This window comes from Psychrilyobacter atlanticus DSM 19335 (genome assembly GCF_000426625.1).
Classification (GTDB): Bacteria; Fusobacteriota; Fusobacteriia; order Fusobacteriales; family Fusobacteriaceae; genus Psychrilyobacter; species Psychrilyobacter atlanticus.
Genome location: NZ_KE384547.1, coordinates 735,793 through 756,679, shown reverse-complemented (window position 1 = coordinate 756,679; position 20,887 = coordinate 735,793). Strand labels below are relative to the sequence as shown.

Annotated in this window: 18 protein-coding genes and 1 riboswitch; all 18 genes read right to left on the bottom strand. The window is 30.3% G+C overall.

The features are described from left to right. Positions 1-169 precede the first annotated feature (169 nt). Positions 170-1,417, bottom strand: coding sequence for an O-antigen ligase family protein (locus tag K337_RS0104065; protein WP_028855468.1), 1,248 nt, complete (start codon positions 1,415-1,417; stop codon positions 170-172). An 80-nt stretch (positions 1,418-1,497) separates the two neighbouring features. Beyond that, positions 1,498-2,535 carry a phosphoenolpyruvate carboxykinase (ATP) gene (locus K337_RS0104060; protein ID WP_028855467.1) on the bottom strand — a complete coding sequence of 346 codons (1,038 nt, stop codon included), beginning with the start codon at positions 2,533-2,535 and terminating at the stop codon, positions 1,498-1,500. 30 nt (positions 2,536-2,565) lie between these two features. After that, positions 2,566-3,756 (bottom strand): glycosyltransferase, encoded by a 1,191-nt coding sequence (locus K337_RS0104055; RefSeq protein WP_028855466.1) that lies wholly within the window; start codon positions 3,754-3,756, stop codon positions 2,566-2,568. After that, positions 3,753-4,367 (bottom strand): sugar transferase, encoded by a 615-nt coding sequence (locus K337_RS0104050; RefSeq protein ID WP_028855465.1) that lies wholly within the window; start codon positions 4,365-4,367, stop codon positions 3,753-3,755. The genes K337_RS0104055 and K337_RS0104050 overlap by 4 nt, the downstream gene beginning before the upstream one ends. A 5-nt stretch (positions 4,368-4,372) precedes the next feature. Next, entirely contained in the window at positions 4,373-5,401 is a 1,029-nt protein-coding gene (locus K337_RS17635) for a GNAT family N-acetyltransferase (RefSeq protein ID WP_051251596.1), read from the bottom strand. 16 nt (positions 5,402-5,417) lie between these two features. Continuing rightward, a complete protein-coding gene (locus K337_RS0104040) occupies positions 5,418-5,882 on the bottom strand; it encodes a GNAT family N-acetyltransferase (protein WP_028855464.1) in 465 nt (154 codons plus the stop codon). Next, on the bottom strand, positions 5,875-7,062 hold the full coding sequence (locus tag K337_RS0104035; protein WP_028855463.1) for a LegC family aminotransferase: 1,188 nt from the start codon (positions 7,060-7,062) through the stop codon (positions 5,875-5,877). The genes K337_RS0104040 and K337_RS0104035 overlap by 8 nt, the downstream gene beginning before the upstream one ends. Before the next feature lie 675 nt (positions 7,063-7,737). Further along, positions 7,738-9,669: a polysaccharide biosynthesis protein gene (locus tag K337_RS17630; RefSeq protein ID WP_051251595.1), complete on the bottom strand. Its 1,932-nt coding sequence runs from the start codon at positions 9,667-9,669 to the stop codon at positions 7,738-7,740. A 2,015-nt stretch (positions 9,670-11,684) separates the two neighbouring features. Beyond that, on the bottom strand, positions 11,685-12,065 hold the full coding sequence (locus K337_RS0104020; protein WP_028855461.1) for a GxxExxY protein: 381 nt from the start codon (positions 12,063-12,065) through the stop codon (positions 11,685-11,687). 85 nt (positions 12,066-12,150) lie between these two features. Next, complete coding sequence (locus K337_RS0104015) at positions 12,151-13,269, bottom strand: ABC transporter permease (protein ID WP_028855460.1); 1,119 nt, start codon at positions 13,267-13,269, stop codon at positions 12,151-12,153. Between the two features lie 518 nt (positions 13,270-13,787). Continuing rightward, positions 13,788-14,978: an efflux RND transporter periplasmic adaptor subunit gene (locus tag K337_RS0104010; protein WP_028855459.1), complete on the bottom strand. Its 1,191-nt coding sequence runs from the start codon at positions 14,976-14,978 to the stop codon at positions 13,788-13,790. 329 nt (positions 14,979-15,307) lie between these two features. Continuing rightward, positions 15,308-15,448 carry a hypothetical protein gene (locus K337_RS19730; RefSeq protein WP_156877307.1) on the bottom strand — a complete coding sequence of 47 codons (141 nt, stop codon included), beginning with the start codon at positions 15,446-15,448 and terminating at the stop codon, positions 15,308-15,310. A gap of 159 nt (positions 15,449-15,607) precedes the next feature. Further along, positions 15,608-16,852, bottom strand: a complete 1,245-nt coding sequence (locus K337_RS0104000) for a TolC family protein (RefSeq protein WP_028855458.1) — start codon at positions 16,850-16,852, stop codon at positions 15,608-15,610. Further along, positions 16,764-17,549, bottom strand: a complete 786-nt coding sequence (locus tag K337_RS0103995) for a tyrosine-protein phosphatase (protein WP_028855457.1) — start codon at positions 17,547-17,549, stop codon at positions 16,764-16,766. The genes K337_RS0104000 and K337_RS0103995 overlap by 89 nt, the downstream gene beginning before the upstream one ends. Then, on the bottom strand, positions 17,549-18,274 hold the full coding sequence (locus K337_RS0103990; protein WP_037029160.1) for a CpsD/CapB family tyrosine-protein kinase: 726 nt from the start codon (positions 18,272-18,274) through the stop codon (positions 17,549-17,551). The genes K337_RS0103995 and K337_RS0103990 overlap by 1 nt, the downstream gene beginning before the upstream one ends. Continuing rightward, positions 18,274-19,014 carry a YveK family protein gene (locus tag K337_RS0103985; RefSeq protein WP_028855455.1) on the bottom strand — a complete coding sequence of 247 codons (741 nt, stop codon included), beginning with the start codon at positions 19,012-19,014 and terminating at the stop codon, positions 18,274-18,276. The genes K337_RS0103990 and K337_RS0103985 overlap by 1 nt, the downstream gene beginning before the upstream one ends. Positions 19,015-19,277: 263 nt before the next feature. Beyond that, positions 19,278-19,970, bottom strand: coding sequence for a CpsD/CapB family tyrosine-protein kinase (locus K337_RS0103980; RefSeq protein WP_028855454.1), 693 nt, complete (start codon positions 19,968-19,970; stop codon positions 19,278-19,280). A gap of 46 nt (positions 19,971-20,016) precedes the next feature. Further along, positions 20,017-20,092, bottom strand: a riboswitch (cyclic di-GMP riboswitch). Further along, a complete protein-coding gene (locus K337_RS0103975) occupies positions 20,092-20,553 on the bottom strand; it encodes a toxin-antitoxin system YwqK family antitoxin (protein WP_028855453.1) in 462 nt (153 codons plus the stop codon). It overlaps the preceding riboswitch by 1 nt. Positions 20,554-20,887: the final 334 nt, after the last annotated feature.

Below are 20,887 nucleotides of genomic sequence, written 5' to 3'. Positions count from 1 at the left end.
TTATCCTAATATTAGAGATCACGAATATTCTTAATACTTTTAACCCTCTAAAATCTCAAATTATGACTAGTAATGATTCTAGGAAAATTATATCTATATATATAATTTTTTCAACATAAATTTTAGATGTTACTATTTATTAAACAAGCATAAACTTAAACCAAGTACTTTAATTACACTTATTTCTTCTAAAATTATTTGAATAGAGAATAGGAATTGTTAGAAAAAACATTCTAAAAATTGAATCTACATATCCCATAGAAAAATATGATACACTTTCAAAGAATGAATAAAATAAAAGTGCTATAAACCCAGAAAAATAAATATTACCAATAACTTTATCATTTTTAATTATCATTTTTAAATTTTCAATTGTTAGTTTAAAAATAATAACATGTAATATTAGTTCTATTACACCTCCCCCAACTAATGTTTCTAAGTAAAAATTATGAAATTGACTCGAATATCCCATAGATTTGAGGAGACTTCTACTTGTTAAATAACCTATACCAAACAACCAATTATTTTCATTAAGTACTTGAATAGCAATACCCCAAAAAACACTTCTTCCTGTTGTTCCTGTTTCACTTCTTATTAACATTTTTATAATAAAGTTACTTACTGCATCATTAGAAAAAATTAAAAATAAAAAAACGCTTACAAAACAAATAATCAAAAATTTTGATTTCAACTTTTTTCTAAAGTGTATTAAAAAGAAAATGATTAAAAATATGCTAACAGAACCTGTTACAGTTCTAGAAAGAGTTGCCACTATATTTATAACAAATAATAAATAACAAAATTTACTATAAGCTGATTTTTTTATAAAAAATAAAAAAGTATTAGCTATCATTGAAAATAACAGTAACTGTCCAAAACTATTTCTTCCGATAAAAAATGATTTAAAATTAACAGCATAAGGATTATTTATATTTAAAATATGCCTCAAACCATTAAAATTAATAATTATATTATATAGGCAAGCTATACAACCTAGTGTAACTATATAAAACATAAACTTTTCTAATGCTTTTCTAGAAATTTTAAATTTATATGGTATTACTATAAAAACAAAAAAAGTGATTGCTCTTACAAAAACATTAATAAAATCAAATCCATCTATTTCTAAACCATTAAATAAAGATATCAGTAATGTAATTGCTTGCGACGTTGTCAATATTATTGCTAATGAAATTAATTTTTTATTAATTTTTTTTCCCTTAAACTTTGAGTAGCAATAAATTGAAATTATTACTTGTATCAAAAATATAACTCCTATAGAAAGAGGGTATAAATTTCCTGAACTAAACGTTGAACTTACTAAGGTTGTAATTAATACTGGCAAAAGACTTAGTAGTATACAAAAGAAATAAGTGTTAATAATTTTTACTTCTTTTTTTTTAAAATAAATACCCATTTTTTCTATTCTCCTCTATACAGTTACTTTTATTCTTAACTAAAAATTAATCAAAATACTAATATTAAGTAGCAATTCTATTACAATAAGTTATCCTCAATATGGTCTGAATAACTAAATGAATCATGTTCAAATATTTTATAAACATTCGAGTTCTTTACAACTTTTTTCAATATTTCCTTTTCTTTTTCAAACATTTTATCTATTGATAAATCAGGATTAAAATAATTCATTACAAGCATACTCGGAGATCTATGATAATTAAATTCATATTTATTTAAATTTATAATGTTTTCAAGGATACCTTCCTTTCCTTTTAAAATTTTATTGTCACCTTTAGCTAAAATAACAATATCTGTAAGCTTTGATTCATTAACAAAGCATCCTTTTCCTAAATATTCATCAATAGTTTTTTTCTTTTTAATCGAAACAAGTTGAAATAATGGTATATTTTTTCTTAATAAATTTACTACTTTATCTTTTAAAGATTCTTTTTCATGATTGTAGTACCTAAAAGTACTTGTCCATGGAACAGAAAAAATATTTTCCCCATCCGTTACCGCAATATCTTCAGCAATAAAATTGATTTTTTTTTCTCTACATAAGTTAATAGCTGTAATCGTTTTTCCTGTTCCTGGAGGTCCAAAAATAGCTAAAGATTTTTTTTTGAAATTAACCGCTGAACAATGTAGTGTACTATAGCCATTCATTAATAAAATTCCTGAAATTAAATCACTCATGATATAGCCTACAGAATGTAAATTCATAAACTTATATTTAATATAATTAACATAACTCTTACTCATAATAATTTTTATTTCATTTTTGTCTACTTCAATAGAATATCTTAATTTTGAATTAAAAATAAAATTTCTTTCATAATAAATTTTATTTTTATTTTTATATCCATAAAAATAATTATATTTATCATAATCTTTCTTATTAAATGAATTTTCAAAAACAGATCCTGATTTACGGACATCCAAAATTATTTTTATTTTACAATTTTCATACTCAGATTTATCAACTTTGGGAGCCACACTTCCATAAACCCAATTGAAACTATTTAAATTAGTCTTTAATCCAAGTATCCCTTGAATATATACATAATAATTCATTTCATACTCCTTATTCCCATAGTTAATATTTTAAAACAAATCTAGAATTTTTTTATACGTTAATTTCCTGTCAAATTTGTTTTCTGCTAATTTTCGATTATTTCTTCCCATATTTTTTCTTAACTTTTTATCTTTAAGTAAAATTAAAAGATTCTTTGCTAAATCTTCTGAATTATTATTTATACAATTGATCCCTATGTTGAACTTATCAACTAATTTTCTATATTCTAAAGATTCTTGTGTATTCAAAACAGGTAGTTCTGCTGCGGCATAATCTCCAACCTTGTTAATAATGCTTCCTGCGGAACCTGCTTTAATTGGATTTACCGCTATATCACATTTTTTAAGAACTTTAACCATATTACCATACTCTAATGCTCCTGTAAATTCTATACATATATCTTTTTTCTTAGCATATTTTTCAAAATCAGACCTAAGTGGGCCATCTCCTATAACTATAAACTTTATATTTTTAAACCCTTTTACATTTAAAATACTTATCGAATCTATCACAGAAAGCAAATCATAACTATAGCCTAAAGTACCTAGATAAGTTATCCAGACTTCTCCTGCTTTTTTATCAATACATACTTTTTTATTTTTAAATTTATCAAAATCAGATAAATCAGTTCCCAAAAAAACACTATGTCCTTTCTCTATTTTGTTATTTACTTTTAATGCTCTTTCGAGATAAGTATTTGAAACTGCAACTATTTCATCTGCACTTCTATATATGTAGTTAGCCTGCCTTCTAAATGGTTCATATATTATTTTTCCTATTCCAAAAGGATTAAATGCCATTTTGAAAGCTTCGGGCCAAAGATCTTGTATATCTATTATAAATTTTATATTATTTTTTTTAGCATACCTTGCTGCACATTTTGCAAAACTTAAAGACGGTAATGAACAATAAATCACATCTGGGGTTTTCCTTTTCTTTAAAAAAAGTTCTAGATTTCTACTTAATAAATAGTGACTCAAAAATCTTTTCAGAGAAATATTTTTGGTATACCCTACTTCATTCAACAATGTTATTTTATAAGACAACTTGTTTTGTAGTCTAATGTTCTTTCTATGTTTTTTTTGGGGGTGTGAGAAATTTGATGAACAAATTTCAACGCTATTTTCTTTACTCAATAATTTTGCCAAATAATTAAATCGACAGTTACCTTGCTCTTCTGGGGTATAAATATAATTTGCAATTATTAAAATATCTTTCATATTTTTTTCCTTTCTACATTTAAATCTTTCATTACATAATTTGTTACTTCTGCAACATCTTTTTTTAACACTACTTTTAGTATAGTTTTTATTAGTATTTTCATATCTAAAATAAAAAATAAATTTTTAACATATTTAATGTCTAATTCAAATCTTTTATCCCAATCAAGAAAATTTCTTCCATTAACTTGTGCTAAGCCTGTTATTCCAGGCCTTACACTATGCCTTTTCTTCTCAGTCTCTTTATAATAAGGAAGATATTTCACAAGAAGAGGTCTTGGGCCTATAAAACTCATATCACCTTTTAACACGTTTATAATTGCTGGCAATTCATCTATGCTAGATTTTCTCAGTATTAACCCAAATTTTGTTAATCTTTTTTCATCTGGTAATAAATTACCATTTTTATCTTTTTCATTAGTCATACTTCTAAACTTATACATTTTAAAAATTTTTTCGTTTAAACCTGGTCTATCTTGACAAAATAATACAGGTGATCCAATTTTATTTTTTATAAGTGTAGCTATTATGATTAGTATTGGTAAAACAGTTACTAGCAATACCAATGACCCTAAAATATCAAACAATCTTTTAAAATATTTTTTATACATCTTACCTACCTTCTATACAATGGAAAAAAACCATTATTTATATCTTTTTTCTCTGGATAATTTTCTTCATATTCTTCAACTAACTTATTATAAACTTTTATGTCATGAATTTTTTTACCTATATAAAAATCTAAGACTCCTTCTTCATTAAATGATTTTTTATATTTAAAAATTCCATCATTTTTTTTATAGCCACCACCTAATATAAAATACTTAACTCCTCTTCTTTTAAGTTCTTTTATTATTCCGTGTTTTAATAGATTATTAGGACATAAATTAAAATAATTACTATCGGTTCCTCCTAAATATGAATGACCATATTCACTGCTTAATAACACTAATTCTGTTGATATAATTTCAAATTTATTTTTAGCAAAATAATAAAAACTATTATTTTTTAATTGTGTTTTAAAAAATTCAAAAAAATCTTTTCCAAAATTATAATATTTAAGAGCTTGATTTCTTTCCATCGTTTCAACATAAATAGAATTAAATTTTTCTATATCATCATCTATAAAAGTTTCTACTTCTGCTCTTATTGCTTTATTTATCGATTTTCTATTATTATATTTATAGTTTTTTAGTATTTCTTCCTCTGATTTTGTTAAATCTACATAGATTACTTCAGATATATTTATGCATTCCATGTCAAAGTCTAGACCTTTATAATTCTTTATCATTGGATGAAATCTTATAAATTCTGAAATTATATTATTTTCATCACAATATATATTGAATTTTTTTCTAAATTCACTTAATAAATTAGTTTTATTGCCTTTTACTTTATATAGTGGTCCTCCATATCCATATTGACTTGTTATGTCATAATATTCTGTTTCAAATATTTTTCTTTTCAAAAATGGATAATAAACAAATCCATCATTATTCTCATAGAAAAAAAGAAGCGGTTCTGAATTTTCATGTTTTGAAAAAATTTCTAAATATTCTAATTTATATTGAATATCTCGTTGTTCAATATCTAATTGTAAATATTTATTTTGCCATTCTTTTTTATTGTTAATGTCTATAATCATCTCTATTCCCCTTAAGTTATTTTCTTAATTTTTTTATCATAACAACTCTTTCTATTTTATATTCAAGCATTTCATAAAGTCTAACTGCATTCTTCACAGAGTAAGTAGCATTTAAATCAATTTCTTCAACATTGTTTTCAATCATAAAATTTTCCATTTTAAAAATCATTTTTTGAGCTAACCCTTGCCCACGATGTGAATTTTCTATAAAAATTTGATTCAAGTGCCCTACTTCTTTAAATGTAATTTTTCTATAAAAAGCCCATAAATATCCTACTAATTTATCGTCTTTAAAACTTCCTAATACTAAAATATTTTTATCTTTTGAGTAAGTTAATAACGAAGTGAATTTTTCATCTATAACTTCTTTAGTTATTTCTAGATTAGGAAAACCTATCTTATAACCTTCTTTTAAAAATAATTTTAATTTACTAGAATTTTTTTTTATCTCTTCGGTGTCAATTTTCTTTATTTTATACATTAGAAAACCTTTTTAATTTCCCTACTACAGCTCCTACCTGCTCACTAGTAAGATTAGTACTACAAGGAATATTCAATAAATTATCCACATAATGTCTCGCTTTTTCTATCTTATACGCCTCATATTTCTTCAATGGCTTTTGATCGTGCATCAATCCCCATAATGGTCTAGACTGAATTCCACATTCATTTAATTTAACCAATAACTCATCCCTGTCAATACCGTATTTATCCTTGTCCACCATAATAGAATAGAACCAGTAGTTTGCTCTGGTATCTTCATTGAATGGTAATATTTCCAATCCGTCTATATCTTTTATCGCTTCTTTATATAAGTTATAATTTTTTATCTTATTTTCTATAAACCCTTCCAATTGATTCATCTGGCTTACACCAAAAGCTGATGCTACATTGGTAAGTCTATAGTTATATCCAATCTCGTCATGGGTAAAGTATAGTGGATCAGTCTTAGCCTGAACAGATAAAAATCTTACCTTATCCAAGATATTTTTATCCTTGGCTACAACCATCCCTCCCCCACCAGTAGTAAGGATCTTATTGGCGTTAAATGAATATACTCCGATATCTCCCAGAGTACCTGTATGAGCCTGCTTTTCTCCATCCTTTGTATAATACGAACCCAAAGATTCAGCTGAATCTTCTATTACCTTCAACTTATATTTCTCAGCTATCTCCATAACTTTCACCATGTCTATCGGATTCCCAAATACATGAACTATACATATAGCCTTTATTTTATTCCCACTATTTTTATTCATTAAAACTTCTTGTCCATTGTCCATTGTCCATTGTCCATTGTTCATTAAAAACTCTTCGAGTTTTTCAAGATCCATATTCAGTGTATCGTCACAATCCATAAATACAGGTAAAGCTCCTATATACATCATAGGATTTACTGTTGCTATAAATGTAGCAGTAGGACAGATAACCTCATCTCCTGCTTCTACTCCCATAACTCTATAAGCAACATGAAGTCCAGCACTTCCAGATTGTACTCCTACCGCTTTTTCTGCTCCTACATAGTTTGCCACCTTTTCTTCAAATTCAGTTATGAACCTTCCCCCGGTAGATACCCACCCAGTCTCTATACATTCTTCTATCATAGGAACTATGTCTTTTGATAAATTCGGAACCGATAACGGTATGTTCAATTTTTCCATTCTACTTCCCTCCTATTTCTTTTTCCCTATATTAATTCTATTTTTTTATTTTTAATTATCTATTTCACCACTAAGAAACCTTTTTCTTTTTACCGCTAATTACGCTAATTTCTAATCCATAAAAAACAGATTAAAATCTTTTATTTTTTGACCCTGACTTATAACTGACTAGATCTGACAGAGGTTATTGCTTCGTTTTCCCTACTAACTTTGATTCCTTTCTTCAGATGTTATACTAGCTATTTAGATTTCTAATCGAAGTTTATAGTCGTTGAGCTCCGGCCCTCTGTTCCTACAATGACGATTGTAACTATTAGCTTTCGAACCTATTCCTTTTTCTGGATGTTACCCTGCTTCACAGTAGATATTTTACGAGTTTCGTCGTACCTATTATGCCCGTCAGGCATCCCAATAAGAAACGGGGATCCGTGGTACCACTTATATAACATCATTTAGAAAAAGTGAGCTTTTCTTTCCTCTATTTCTTTTACTCATGAAAAGAAACAGAGCCGTATCAAAGGCGGAATCTTTGGAACTTTCTTCACCCTTCCTTTTTAGCGTTTCCCTTATATGGAAACTAAAGTAGAGGTAGGTGTAAGAAAAAGATTATTTCATAATCTTTTTCTTACCTGTTTTTTAAAATCTTTTATTGAAATAAACAAATAGATTTCTCTTTTAACTAATAACTAAATCTTTTTCTTCCATCCTAACTTTCGTTTCGCCCTTTGAGGGAGAAACATAAGAAGGAGAGGGTTTCACCATCTTGTTCACTTCCTCTGGCTCCCTAAAGGTAACCACCATCTCCTTCATGATCTCCTTCAGTTCAGAATATTTCTGTTCCTTTAGTTTCATCTTTAATCTTTCCAGAGAGATTCCATAATTTACAGTGCTCTGATCTTTCAGTTTAACTATAAATATTTTTTTGTTCTCTGTTTTTTCTGCATCGTTTATATCATAGAGTAACTCTTCATAGAGTTTTTCCCCTGGTCTGAGACCTGTGATCTCTATATCTATATCTTCTCCCAATGTGAGCCCCGATAATTTTATCAGATTTTTAGCCAGATCCATTATCTTTACAGGTTTCCCCATATCTAATACAAATACTTCCCCGCCTTTACTCATAGTTCCTGCTTCTATTACTAGGCTGGCTGCTTCCGGTATGGTCATAAAGTATCTGGTGATCTCTGGATGAGTCAGAGTAATGTTTCTTCCTTCCTCTATCAGTTTTTTAAATAGGGGGATTACACTTCCTTCACTTCCCAATACATTTCCGAATCTGGTTGCCATAAACTTTGTTTTACTCTTGGCATTCTTATCTTCTACCAATATCTCTGCTGCTCTTTTTGTAGCTCCCATTATGTTGGTAGGATTTACAGCCTTATCTGTAGATACCAGGATAAATCTCTCTACCTCGTATTCATCTGATAGATCTATTATATTCTTAGTTCCAAATACATTATTTTTTATAGCTTCCTCTGGGTTATGTTCCATGAGAGGTACATGTTTATGAGCTGCTGCATGAAACACCAGGTCAGGTCTGTATTTTTGAAATAAAAATTCCATCTTATCTTTTTCCCTTACATTTCCAATCTCACTTACAAGATCCAGAGCAGGGTACTTTCTTTTTAATTCTAATTCCAGAAAATATATGGTATTTTCATTTACATCTATGTTTACTATCTTCTTTGGATTATATTTAGCTATCTGTCTGGAAAGTTCCGACCCTATAGATCCTGCTCCTCCAGTAACAAATATTACCTTCCCCTGTATTCCCTTGGCTATATTGGCACTGTTTACAATTATTGTTTCCCGGCCCAAAAGATCCTCTACCTTTACATCCCTTATCTGGTTGAGATAAGAACTTCCTTCTAAGATATCATCAAAGCTCGGTAATACTTTTATGGAAATGTTTTCTGTGTCTATTAGTTTATAAAGTTCCTTTATCCCGCTACCCTTCATAGAAGGAATCGCTATTATAATTTCACATATATCATATTCCTCTATCAGTCTCGGAAGGTCAAACCTAGTTCCCAAGACTCTCTTTGTATGAAGGATCATATTTTTTTTCCTGGGATCATCATCTATCAATCCTACTATATCCAGCTTAAAGTGAGCATTCTTAAGACTTTCCCGAAGGAGTGCTTCCCCCGCTTCTCCTGCTCCAATCATCAGAGCTCTTTTTTTACTATTCATACACCTTCTATTTTTTCTGATTCCTTCCATAGTTCTTCTCAGCCTAAATGTAAATCTTCCGATGAGTAGGAAGGTTATCTCGAATACTATGAAAAGTGCAAACATACTTACAGGAAATTTCCTTAAAGAAAATGCTACAACTCCCAGAGCATGGATCATATTGGACAAGAAAATTACACAGATAATATTGAATATATCCAATGAATCTGTATATCTCCAGCTCTTTTTATTTATTTTTAAGAAAAAGTTTAAAACAATATAGATAATCAAAAACTGCACAACATATCTTATTCTAAAGTGTTTTGACCATTCTCCTTCAAACCTTATCATAAAAGAAAATACAAAAGCTGAACTAAGCAACACTAAATCCAACAATACTTTTATTATATTTCTTCTCCTAGCATTCGATAACATCTTTTTTTCCTCCCCTAATATACTCCCCAGTATATATCATATTTTTTTTATAACCATTATATAAAACAGACCCTCTCTGATCTTTGATTTGAACCTTAAAATCTTTTTTTCTTGACCCTGACTTTTTGCCGCTAATTACGCTAATTAAAACTTCCCAATGCAAAGATACATAATAAAATTAAAGAACCTTCTTTTGTCACGAATTACACGAATGTTTAATACTCTACTGCTACAACACAGAAGTTTTTCTTTTCTTGGTTTTAAGCGAAGTTTATAGTCGTTATACTTCAGCAGTACTGTTTCTACAATAACGATTGTGACTTACTCAGCCAAGACAACTTTTCGCAAAGTTCTTAATTTACATTAGTAAATTTCTAGATACTTTGGTGATACCCCTTGCGGGTATAAACCTTCTTGAATTTTTCCGTTAGCTTTTTTTCCACATTTAAAATTTATTCTACAAATTAGAATCAATTTCAATATTCGTGGTATCAAGGTATCCCGTATTAAGGGCGGAACCCTTAGAACTTTCTACTTTGACACATATTAAAAGAACCTTTTCTTTTTGAGCCTGACTCAGAACTGACTAGATCATGACTTTTTTTGCCACCAATCTACACCAATTATATGCTCTACTGCCACAACACAGGAGAAAAAACTTTGACACAGATTCATAGCACACGGGTATCTCCGATACACACAGAAAACCTCTGATTTACACTGATAATTCCATTTTCTTGGTTAGAACCTAATCCTTTTTCTGGATGTTATCCTACTTCGCAGTATATCTTTCGCGAGTTTCGTCGTACCCATTATGCCCGTCAGGCATCCCACTAAGAAACAGGGATCCATGGTCTCACTCATTAACATTATTTAGAAAAAGTGAGCTTTTCTTTCCTCTATTTCTTTTGCTCACCAAAACGAAATGGAGTCAGTTAAGGGTGACACCCTTAGACTTTAATCTTTTTCTATTTCCACTCATAAACATTAAATTTATAGACCATGATTAGTAATTTTTTACATTTACCCACTATAGATATTATCATAAAAAAAATTACTCCTGTCTTAATTCATACAGATTACTATCTAAAACCCTCACCGCGATTAAACAAAAAAATCCCTAAAAAAATATCAACTATTTTACTTATCCTCATATAGTTAATCTTTTCATTTAAATAATTAATATAATTTTACAGCAATCATTCTAACATTTAATAAAATAAACTCAATGACAATTGTCGTTTCTTTCATTCATAGAACACGGACTTCTGTTAACACTTCTTAACCTGACACTAAGCTCACGAAGGAAAGAAAAGAAAGTACACTAAGAGAACCTTTTCTCTGTGCTCTCCTCTTTCACCTTTGTGTATCTCCGTGTCCAAGGGGTTTTTCGTGTCCATTCGTTAGATATTTAAATCTTTTTATTTAAACAATAAAGAGATTTATATATTTAATTTTTTTCATTAAGTATGAACAAAATTAATACTCATATATCCGTCATCTATCTTCGTGACTAAAATCTTTATTTTCCCATTGCAATTATTAATTAAACCTTAAATTCCCCTTTGTGAAAATTCAACTACTTTTTCACAATACCCTGACTAAACCTCTAACTTTCACACCTACACACAATTCTTTAATTCACCTATAAGTAAATAGGTTAATCGTTTTTTTCTCTTTATCATCTTATCATAAAATTAGTTATTACTTAAGTTTTATTTTATTTTATTCGATATCAAATCCATTTTGTTTCTCTTTATAACACATCTATAATTATTTCTCTTCAAAACAATTAAATTTTAATAAAGTTTTTCTCTTAAATTTTTGTAAAAAAAAAATAAATATTCTTTTTTTTCAGATTAATATATTCATAAATAAAAATATTTTTTCACAAAAATATAATTTAAAAAGATAAAAAACAAAATATTTTTTCTTTTGCCACCAATCTACACTAATTAAATCATTTTACTGCTACAGCACAGAAGTCTTTTTTTAGTCGCAGATTTCTCAGATTATCACAGATTCTGCATAACTACTCTTTCTATTTCTAAACTTTTATTACCAAAATTAATTATGATACCGACCTTTTTTCCTGTAGCTTTTAGATAATTTGCTATTTGAGCTTTATGAGTTCCAATTATTTTTGAAGTGCATTTTAATTCTAATATTATTTTATCTTCTACAATTATATCAGCAATATAATCACCAATTATTTTATTTCTAAAACTTATTTTAATTGGTTCTTGCTGTATTGATTTTATATTATTTTGTTCAAATAATATCATTAAAGCATTTTCATACACTTTTTCTAAAAATCCAGTTCCTAGTTCTCTATGTACTTCCATAGCTAAACCAATAATTTTATAAGATAATTCTTTATATAGAAATTCTTTCATATTCATCACTCCATAAATAATCTGCGTCAATTTGCGTAATCTGCGACTACATATTTTTATCTTTTTATTTTTATCAGGTTTTCAATTAAATCTTCATGGCCTCTACTGGCTGCAACTTAGCTGCCTTATATGCCGGGAGACTCCCAAAAACTATCCCCATTCCTACCGAAGTTACAAAAACAATTACTATCTGGTCAACATAGTAGACAGACGGTATTCCTATTACCTTCCCGACTATATATGCTCCTCCGCATCCAAAGATAATTCCTATAGCTCCTCCTATGGTAGAAAGAACTGTTGATTCCAATAAAAATATCTTCAGTATATTTTTTTCACTCATTCCCATAGTTCGTAAAATTCCTATACTAGGAGTCATCTCTCTGACTGAATTTAATAATAAATTACTTATTCCCAGTCCTCCCATTACAAGAGCCACTATTCCCACAGCTCCCAAGAATATATTGATCATATCCTTTATCTTTTCAATTTTCTGATATCTGGCATTCCCTTCCAGGATCGTATACCTGTTCCTGTAATTTTTTCTGGATAATATCTGGATCACATAATTTGTAGTTTCCTCTATATCTTCCTTATCTTTATAGGTAACTACCACTGTATTTATACTCCTGCTACTTCCCAGATTATTATATTCATCTATATCCATGTAGATAGATCCTATCCCCAAAGTATTTCCTATGTCTTCCCTATATACTCCTATTACTCGGAGCTCTACAGGTTTCCCTGAATTTAGATTTATTTGAAATATTTTTCCTACTGCATGGGATGTATTAAACATCTTTTGGGCAGTTTTATCCCCTATCAACACTTCCCTGCCTCTGATATTACTGCTGCCTTCAATCTCCAGCTCTTTTCCCTGGATGGCAGATTTAGTATATCCTTCTACCTTTATCTTATTAAATTCATCATAACTAACTGTCATATTCATCTCAGGAGAAAATACATAGTTTACTATGGGCATATTTTCAAGGAGCTTTAGATCTTCTAGGTCATATCCCTGGCTGCTGCCTATCAAAACTCTGTTCTCTGCTATACTAGCCAGATCTTTTTTTACAGCCGCTTCTCCCCCGCTGGATATAGCAAAAATACCCATAATGGAAGCCACCCCTATTATTATTCCCATAAGAGGTACTGCACTACGGAGTTTATTACCCATAATAATTTTTTTTACCATCCAAAAAATCATACTTTTTCTCCTTTAAATTTTTATACAAATTAAACCTTTCAATACAAAGAAATAATTTTTGTCGCAGATTACACAGATTAAAAACAGATTTTAAAACCAAAGCCTTTACACTAAGCTCACAAAGGAAAGGCTAGAAAGCTCACTAAGAGAATCTTCTTTCTTGGTTAGGATCTTGTTTTTGTTTTGAACTTAATCCTTTTTCTAGATGTTATACTACTTCTCAGAATATCTCTTGCGAGTTTCGTCGTGCTCACCATGCCCGTCAGGCATCCCGATAAGAAACGGGGATCCACGGCCTCACTCTATAACATCATTTAGAAAAAGTCTGCTTTTCTTTCCTCTATTACTTTTTCAGATAAAAAGAAATGGAGTCCGTTAAGGGTGACACCCTTAGAATTTTTTTACCCTCTCTCGCCTTCGGCACTCTCCCCCTCTACAGGGGGAAAGATTCTTTTATCTTTTCTTTCCAATCTAACTTTGGTTTCTCTTTACTAAAGAGAAACCATAAGAAGGAAGAGTTATTTTACCAGTACCTTTTCCCCATCTCTCACCTTAAACGGATTCACCACTACTTCCATCCCTTCTGGTAAGTTTAATACTTCATATTTAGACAGAGTTTTTATCCCGGTCTGTATCTCTACCTTTCTGGCTCTGTTATTTTCCACTATATAAACATAATTTTTTCCATTTTCCTCTATTACAGAAAAAGCATCCACTACGTTTATCCCATTAAGTGCTGTCCCCGATATCTCTACTCCTACATTGACTCCCGGTAAAAGACCCTGGGATCCATCTAATTTTACAGTAGCAGTCAGATATCTTTCTTCGTTGTTTCCGTTTTTTATTACCTGAGCTACACTCGAGATAGAAACTACTTTCCCGCTATATTTTTTTTCTTCCAACGAACCCTTAGATATAATATCTACATTGGCTCCTGTACCTACACCCTGGGATTGATAGATAGGTATAAGTACCTTTACTTCTAATCCACCGTCTAGAGATGCAAAATTTAATAGAGGTTTTCCAGGAACTGCCATCATCCCATTCTCCACAAAAACTTCAGTTATTATTCCATTTTCCGGAGCGATCATATTCTGACTCATCTCCTTCAACTCCTCATTTAAACTATTCGATCTAATCTTTAATCTTTGTTTAGCAAGGGATATATCCTGAATTACATTGTTGTATTCCAAATCTTTTAATGCTGCGTCTGTAATATATTTATTAGCTTCTAGAGAAGATACTCCATCCTGCTCCAATAATTCTTTCATAGTTTCAGCAGTACTGTTGGCATTGTCCAGTTGAAATTTTACAACCTTTTCCCTTCTCTCTAATTCTATTACCTGCTTTTCCAAAACTTCAACTTCTAATTTTTTTTCTTCTAACTTCATAAAAATATTAGAAACTCCTGTATTTTCAAATCCATCAGTCCCTACACCGCTGAACCTGATAAGCTCGTCTCCTTTTTTTACCATAGTTCCCGGCTGAATCTTCACTTCCTCTATCATCATAGGAACTTTTTTATATAATCCATAGGTTTTCTTGGCATTGACTATCCCCTCAAATTTTAAATTTTCAGAAATATTTTCATTACTTATCTTTACCAATCTTACCGAAGCCATATCTTTATTATTTCTATTTTTTAATACTGCGTAGCCTCCTCCAATAACCAGAAGAGCCGCTACAGCTATAATTATTTTCTTTTTCATCTTCATCTCCCTAAATATTTAACTTTTAAATCTTTTTTTGTCACGAATTACACGAATTTTTTTAATTTTACAGCTATACCACAGAAGTTCTTTTGACACAGATTTTTAAAACCAAAACCTTTACACGAAGATCACTAAGAATAAACTAGAGAGTTCACTAAGAGAATCTCTTTTCCTCTTGATTTTAATCAAAGTTTATAGTCGTTGAGCTCCAGCCCTCTGTTCCTACAATGACGATTGTGACTTACTCATTAAGACAAAATGGTTATTGCTTCGGTTTCTCTGTTTTGAGAGAAACCATAAAAAGGAGGAGTAAGGAATTCTCTTACCTATCTTTCCTCTATTTCTTTTGCTGCATTTTTATTTTTTTCTAATGTTATTAGAGAAAAATAAAATATTCGCATATCTGAAACAGAGCTAGTTAAGGACGGAATCCTTGGAACCTTTTTACCCTCTCTCGCCTTTGGCACTCTCCCCCTCCATAGGGGGAAAGAACAAAATATTTTTATAACACAAAGTCCATAGTCGTTATGCTTTGGTTTCTCTCTACGAGGGTCCACATTTAAAATAAAGTTTTAATTACACTTAATTTTAATAATCGTGGAAAATAACCTAGGAGGAAGAGGGTCCTATCTCCACGCGTTTTCATATGTATCTATCGCTAACATAAGTTCCCTTTGAAGAGTATAATAACCTTCCTCTGCTGCTCTCAATTTATCCACACTGTCTAAATATTCAAATGAACTCATAAGGGAGTTATTATATCTCAGTGTATCTATCTCTGCATTTTCATCAGCTATTTCCACCTTTATATTCTGTGCTTCCAGCTGCTTAGATAGAGTAATCATATTACTGTATTTTTCCTTGAGTTCTAGTTTTACCTCATCTTTCATCTTTGTCAGATCTATATTTGCCTGATCTACCCTATATTGATTTTGAGCCACAGTATCCATATCTGCACCCCAATTAAATACATTCCAGTTAAATCCTACACCTATTCTATAAGAATCCAATCCATCGCTGTCTCTCTTGAAATTCTTTTCAAATCCCAATCCTACCTTTGGATAGTATGCTGCTCTGGCTATATTTACATCGATCTCACTTTTTTGAAGATCTATCTCTGTACTCTTAACCTTACTTCCCTCATTCAATGCCTTTGTAATATCATCATCTAAGAAAAATTTATTCAGGTCCAGTGTCTTATAATCAAACTCTGCTATGTTTAAAGGTTCATCCATAGATATTCCAAGGAGTATCTGTAGTTCATACGTTTTTATTTCAGCCTGTTGTTTTACACCTAGAAGTGTCACTTCATTACTCAATATATCACTCTTTACTCTGAGTACATCTGATTTTTTTACCAGTTTATTGTTATTATAAAGTTTTTCCAATCTTTCCCTCTGCTTGTTCAGGGTCTTGTTTACCCCTTCCAAAATATCTGCCTGTTTTTGTAAATTTAATACCTCAAAATATTTCTCTATAACATCTTTTCTTATATCATATTTTAATAAAATATTAGTTAAAGATGCTTTTTCCGATTCTAACTTAGATTTTTTGTATTCATTGGTAAGCTTTCCACCTGTAAAAAGAGGCATGTAAATTCTGGCTTCCACTCCTACACTCTTATCAAATGGATTTAGGTTATCGTCATATGGTGTATCCCCTTCGTCCATACTAAGAGATACCTTCGGTAAAAAAGCTTTCATCTTCTTTTTTTCTTCCAATTTTTTTATATCCAGAGTAATTCTTTCCCTTCTTATCTCCGGGTTTTCATTTTCTGCAATCTTAAGTGCTTCTTCTAAATTTAAATCTTTTGAAAAAACATTTAATGAAGTTATCGTCATCAATGCCAGTATCATAAATCTTTTTTTCATCTATAGTCCCCTCTATATCCTCGTTATTTATTATTTTTTCAGGATTGCCTGTGAGTAATCTTTCCCTAGTTTCTCTGCCTAATTTATTATCTATCTCACTTATTATATCTGCCAATTCATAGTTTCTGTATTTTTTATCGTGAACATCGCTGGCTAAAATATCTATAAGACCCAGTTTTATCCATCTATAGATCTCTTTTTTATGCCTCAATGATTTGAGGTTTACCTGGATTATAACCCCTATTTTTTTTAATTCATGTAAAGTTTTAACCTCTATAAATGGATACCTCTCTACATGGGCCAAAACAGGTTTATACCCCAGACCTCTGATCTTTCCCAGTGATTTTTTTAATGCCATCTCTGTCATCCCTGGGATTGCTTCTACCAAAAGATAACTAGTTCTATTCAAAGTTTTTACTTTTTTTTCTTTCAGGGCAGTAAGTCCGTCCAAGTCCAAAAAAAGTTCATTCCCTTCTAATAGTTCTATGTCTACTTTCTCTAGCTTTAATTGATCTCTTAACTTCTTTAAAGTTCTGTCATAATTTTTATTTTCATACTTCCCTGCTCTATAATGGGAGGTACAGCATATCTTTTTATATCCTAACTTTTCAGCGGATAAAATTAATTCCATAGATTCTTCGATATTTTTCGATCCGTCATCTATCTTTGGTAAAATATGACAGTGAAGATCTATCATTATTTTTCCCCTTTTATATATTCCTCATAATAACTATAATTATTATTATAGTATCCATAATTTCCGTATGAATAACCTCTTTTATCTATCTTATTTACTACTGTCCCATATATATTTGCTTGAGCTCTATCTAACATTTTTTTTGCTTGAACGAGTTCTTTCTTCGATACCATATCATATCCGCAGACATATACTACTCCATCTGAATATTCTGAAAGGATTACTGCATCTGTAGCTACTGTAAGGGGAGGAGTATCTAGAACTATAAGATCATATTGCTCTCTCAAACCTTTTAATAGATGTTTCATCTTGTTTCCCAAAAATAACTCCGTTACATTTTGGCTGAGATGTTTAGAAGGCAGGATATCCAAGTTTTCTTCTATACCTTTTAAAATTACATCCTCTACTTTTTTATCTCCTAAAAGAACACTTCCCATACCATGATCTATCTCAATCCCAAAACTACTATGAGCCCGGGGTCTTCTTATATCACAATCTACTAACAACACTTTTTCCCCACTTATAGCTACAGACATAGCATAGTTAGCAGCTATAGTACTCTTCCCTTCCTTTGGTATAGTACTTGTAAAGACAACTACCCTGTTTTCTTTTTCTTCCATAAAATGTATATTGGTCCTGAGGACCCTGAGGGATTCTGCCAGATGGCTGTCCTGATCCCCTTTAAAAAATATCTTTCTTGCACTTGATATATGTTTATCTGCCATTATTTCTCTCCTGTCTTTTCAATATTAAAATCCGGTATATTAGCTAAAACTGAACATCCCATTATTTTTTCTATGTCCTCGGGTTTTCTTAATTTACTGTGTAAAAATTCCAGCATAAATGCTATGAAAACCCCTACCATAACTCCTAATACCAGTGAAACTGCTAGGATAAGAGCTCTTTTTTTAGGTAGAGCCTTGTCTGGTACCGATGCTTTCTCAACAATTTTTAAATTTTCAAAACTCATTACTTTTTTTATCTTTAAAATAAATTCTCCTGCCACCTCATTGGTTAAAAGGGCAGCCCTTTGGGCATTTTTATCCGTATAACTCAGCTTAATAAATTCTGTGTCATCTATAGGAGTTACCTTCAATAACTTAGCTATCTCTTCCGGCTCCATATCCAGATCTAATTTTCTGATAACATTTCTCATAATACTCTTACTCTTGGCTATCTCTGTATAGGATGATACTAACTTCTGATTCTTAGAGATTTCAGCATTATCTAAGTTATTTACCGAATAGATCTGACCGCTAGATACCATAAGAGTAGCTTCTGCCCTATATATATCTGGCCTTGTCATGGCAAATACAGCTCCTAAGACAATTACCGGCAGTGCACTCATCACAATAAGTTTCCAGCTTCTGATAAGGATGAAAACCAGATCCATCAGTTCTATTTCATCGTCATCTTCATCTTCCCATTCATACCTCAAGTCTTCTTCTCTTTTTTTTCTCTTCAATCTCTTTCCTCCTAATTTTTTCTATTCTTTTTATATTTTTAATTTTTTTATATTTCAACGATTATTCTACCATAAATAATATATTTTTTTGTTTGTTTTTTAATTTTTTTTACTAAAAAAATTAAAATCAATATTAAAAGTCTTAAAAAAACCAAATAAAAGTCCTGTTTATTAACCATTTAAAACTATTTTAATAAAAAACAATATAAAAAGTAACTAAAAAAAGGAGGTGCTCTTTCCACCTCCTAAATATTTTTAACACCTTATTTTTTAATATAGCTACTATAATATTTATATTCATCATATCCATATTCATTTACATAAGTTTTTTCATCTATTTTATTTATTACTACCCCATATATTTTAGCTCTAGCTCGTTCCAATATTTTTTTTGCACGAAGCATTTTTTCCTTTTTCACCATATTATACCCGCATACATAGACAACTCCGTCTGCATATTCTGAAAGTATGGCTGCATCTGTAGCTATAGTAAGGGGAGGTGTATCTAGCACTACCAGATCATATCTTTTCCTTAGGCCTTCCAATAACTCCTTAATCCTGTCTCCTAAAAATAATTCAGTTATCCCTCCATTTAAATGCTTAGAGGGCAAAAGATCCAGATTTTCTTCGAAATCTTTTATAACCACATCATTTATTTTTTTTCTCCCTAAAAGAACACTCTCTATTCCATGAGCGATCTCCATCTTTAATCCGCTAAAAGGTCTAAACCTTCTTATATCGCAGTTTACTAAAATAACATTTTTTCCTGTCACAGCTTCTGACATTGCATAATTAGCAGATATAGTAGTCTTCCCCTCATTGGGTATAGTACTTGTAAATATGATTACTTTATTTTCTTTTTTTTCTAAAAAATGCATATTACTTCTGAGAATCCTAAAGGATTCCAATAGATAATTATCAGAATCTTTTTTAAAAAAAATATTTAATTTTGGCATTATTCCCCCTTTATAAAAAATCAAAAAAAATACAGATCAAAAAAAGATCTGCAACTGGCTGCCATTTTAAAGGCCCTATAGCTTTGCGTCATAGGATTTCTCCTATTTTGCCAATTATATATTAATTTATACGCCGACCATTTTTGTAGTTAACTATTTTCAGCACTTTTCCTTCTGAAGAATAAGTAATCCATTTCCCGTCTAATTTATGGCCTGTATAATTTATTTTTTCACTTATTTTTCCATTATTAAAATAAACAATTGTTTCCCCTTTTTTCCCCTTATAATTTCCCCTGGCCCACTTTTTTCCATCAGTATAATAGGTGACAGAAAAATTATCTAACCTGCCATTTTTGTAACAATGAATCCATTCTCTGGTGTGCTTTTGACCCTTACAATCAATATTTTTATCCAACGGACTCAGTTTATCGGAATCTCTCACTATCCCTGTAAATGGTCTGTCTTCATCAATCACATAAGTTATTCCATTTTTTTCCGTTGTTTTTTCTATCGGCACCGACCTCTCTTGGCTATAGATAAAATTAACCAACAGTAAAAATATTACCAATATTATTTTCTTCATTCACACCTCCTAAAACACCTTTATTTTCTTCATTCTAATATTTTTTTCAAAATAAAAATAAAAAACATAATAACCCTACATAGTCTCAGATATTAATTTTAACATACCTTTGTTTTTTGTTTAAGTATTATTTTAGTCTAGTTTAATTATTTCTTATTTCCACCAAAATATGAACCTTAAAAATATAGATAAATTCCTTATTCTCTTTATTTTTAAAATAAAAAAGCAACGTGACGTTGCATCCAGACAAGCACAACCTAGATCTTTATAATATTTTATTTATTTTATCGTAAAATTCTATGTTTACAGAATAAATTATTCATATTTTGCCGAC

Coding starts and splice junctions, on each gene's coding strand:
- K337_RS0104065 (WP_028855468.1), bottom strand. CDS start 1,417: ATGGGTATTTATTTTAAAAAAAAAGAAGTAAAAATTATTAACACTTAT.
- K337_RS0104060 (WP_028855467.1), bottom strand. CDS start 2,535: ATGAATTATTATGTATATATTCAAGGGATACTTGGATTAAAGACTAAT.
- K337_RS0104055 (WP_028855466.1), bottom strand. CDS start 3,756: ATGAAAGATATTTTAATAATTGCAAATTATATTTATACCCCAGAAGAG.
- K337_RS0104050 (WP_028855465.1), bottom strand. CDS start 4,367: ATGTATAAAAAATATTTTAAAAGATTGTTTGATATTTTAGGGTCATTG.
- K337_RS17635 (WP_051251596.1), bottom strand. CDS start 5,401: ATGATTATAGACATTAACAATAAAAAAGAATGGCAAAATAAATATTTA.
- K337_RS0104040 (WP_028855464.1), bottom strand. CDS start 5,882: ATGTATAAAATAAAGAAAATTGACACCGAAGAGATAAAAAAAAATTCT.
- K337_RS0104035 (WP_028855463.1), bottom strand. CDS start 7,062: ATGGAAAAATTGAACATACCGTTATCGGTTCCGAATTTATCAAAAGAC.
- K337_RS17630 (WP_051251595.1), bottom strand. CDS start 9,669: ATGTTATCGAATGCTAGGAGAAGAAATATAATAAAAGTATTGTTGGAT.
- K337_RS0104020 (WP_028855461.1), bottom strand. CDS start 12,065: ATGAAAGAATTTCTATATAAAGAATTATCTTATAAAATTATTGGTTTA.
- K337_RS0104015 (WP_028855460.1), bottom strand. CDS start 13,269: ATGATTTTTTGGATGGTAAAAAAAATTATTATGGGTAATAAACTCCGT.
- K337_RS0104010 (WP_028855459.1), bottom strand. CDS start 14,978: ATGAAAAAGAAAATAATTATAGCTGTAGCGGCTCTTCTGGTTATTGGA.
- K337_RS0104000 (WP_028855458.1), bottom strand. CDS start 16,852: ATGAAAAAAAGATTTATGATACTGGCATTGATGACGATAACTTCATTA.
- K337_RS0103995 (WP_028855457.1), bottom strand. CDS start 17,549: ATGATAGATCTTCACTGTCATATTTTACCAAAGATAGATGACGGATCG.
- K337_RS0103990 (WP_037029160.1), bottom strand. CDS start 18,274: ATGGCAGATAAACATATATCAAGTGCAAGAAAGATATTTTTTAAAGGG.
- K337_RS0103980 (WP_028855454.1), bottom strand. CDS start 19,970: ATGCCAAAATTAAATATTTTTTTTAAAAAAGATTCTGATAATTATCTA.
- K337_RS0103975 (WP_028855453.1), bottom strand. CDS start 20,553: ATGAAGAAAATAATATTGGTAATATTTTTACTGTTGGTTAATTTTATC.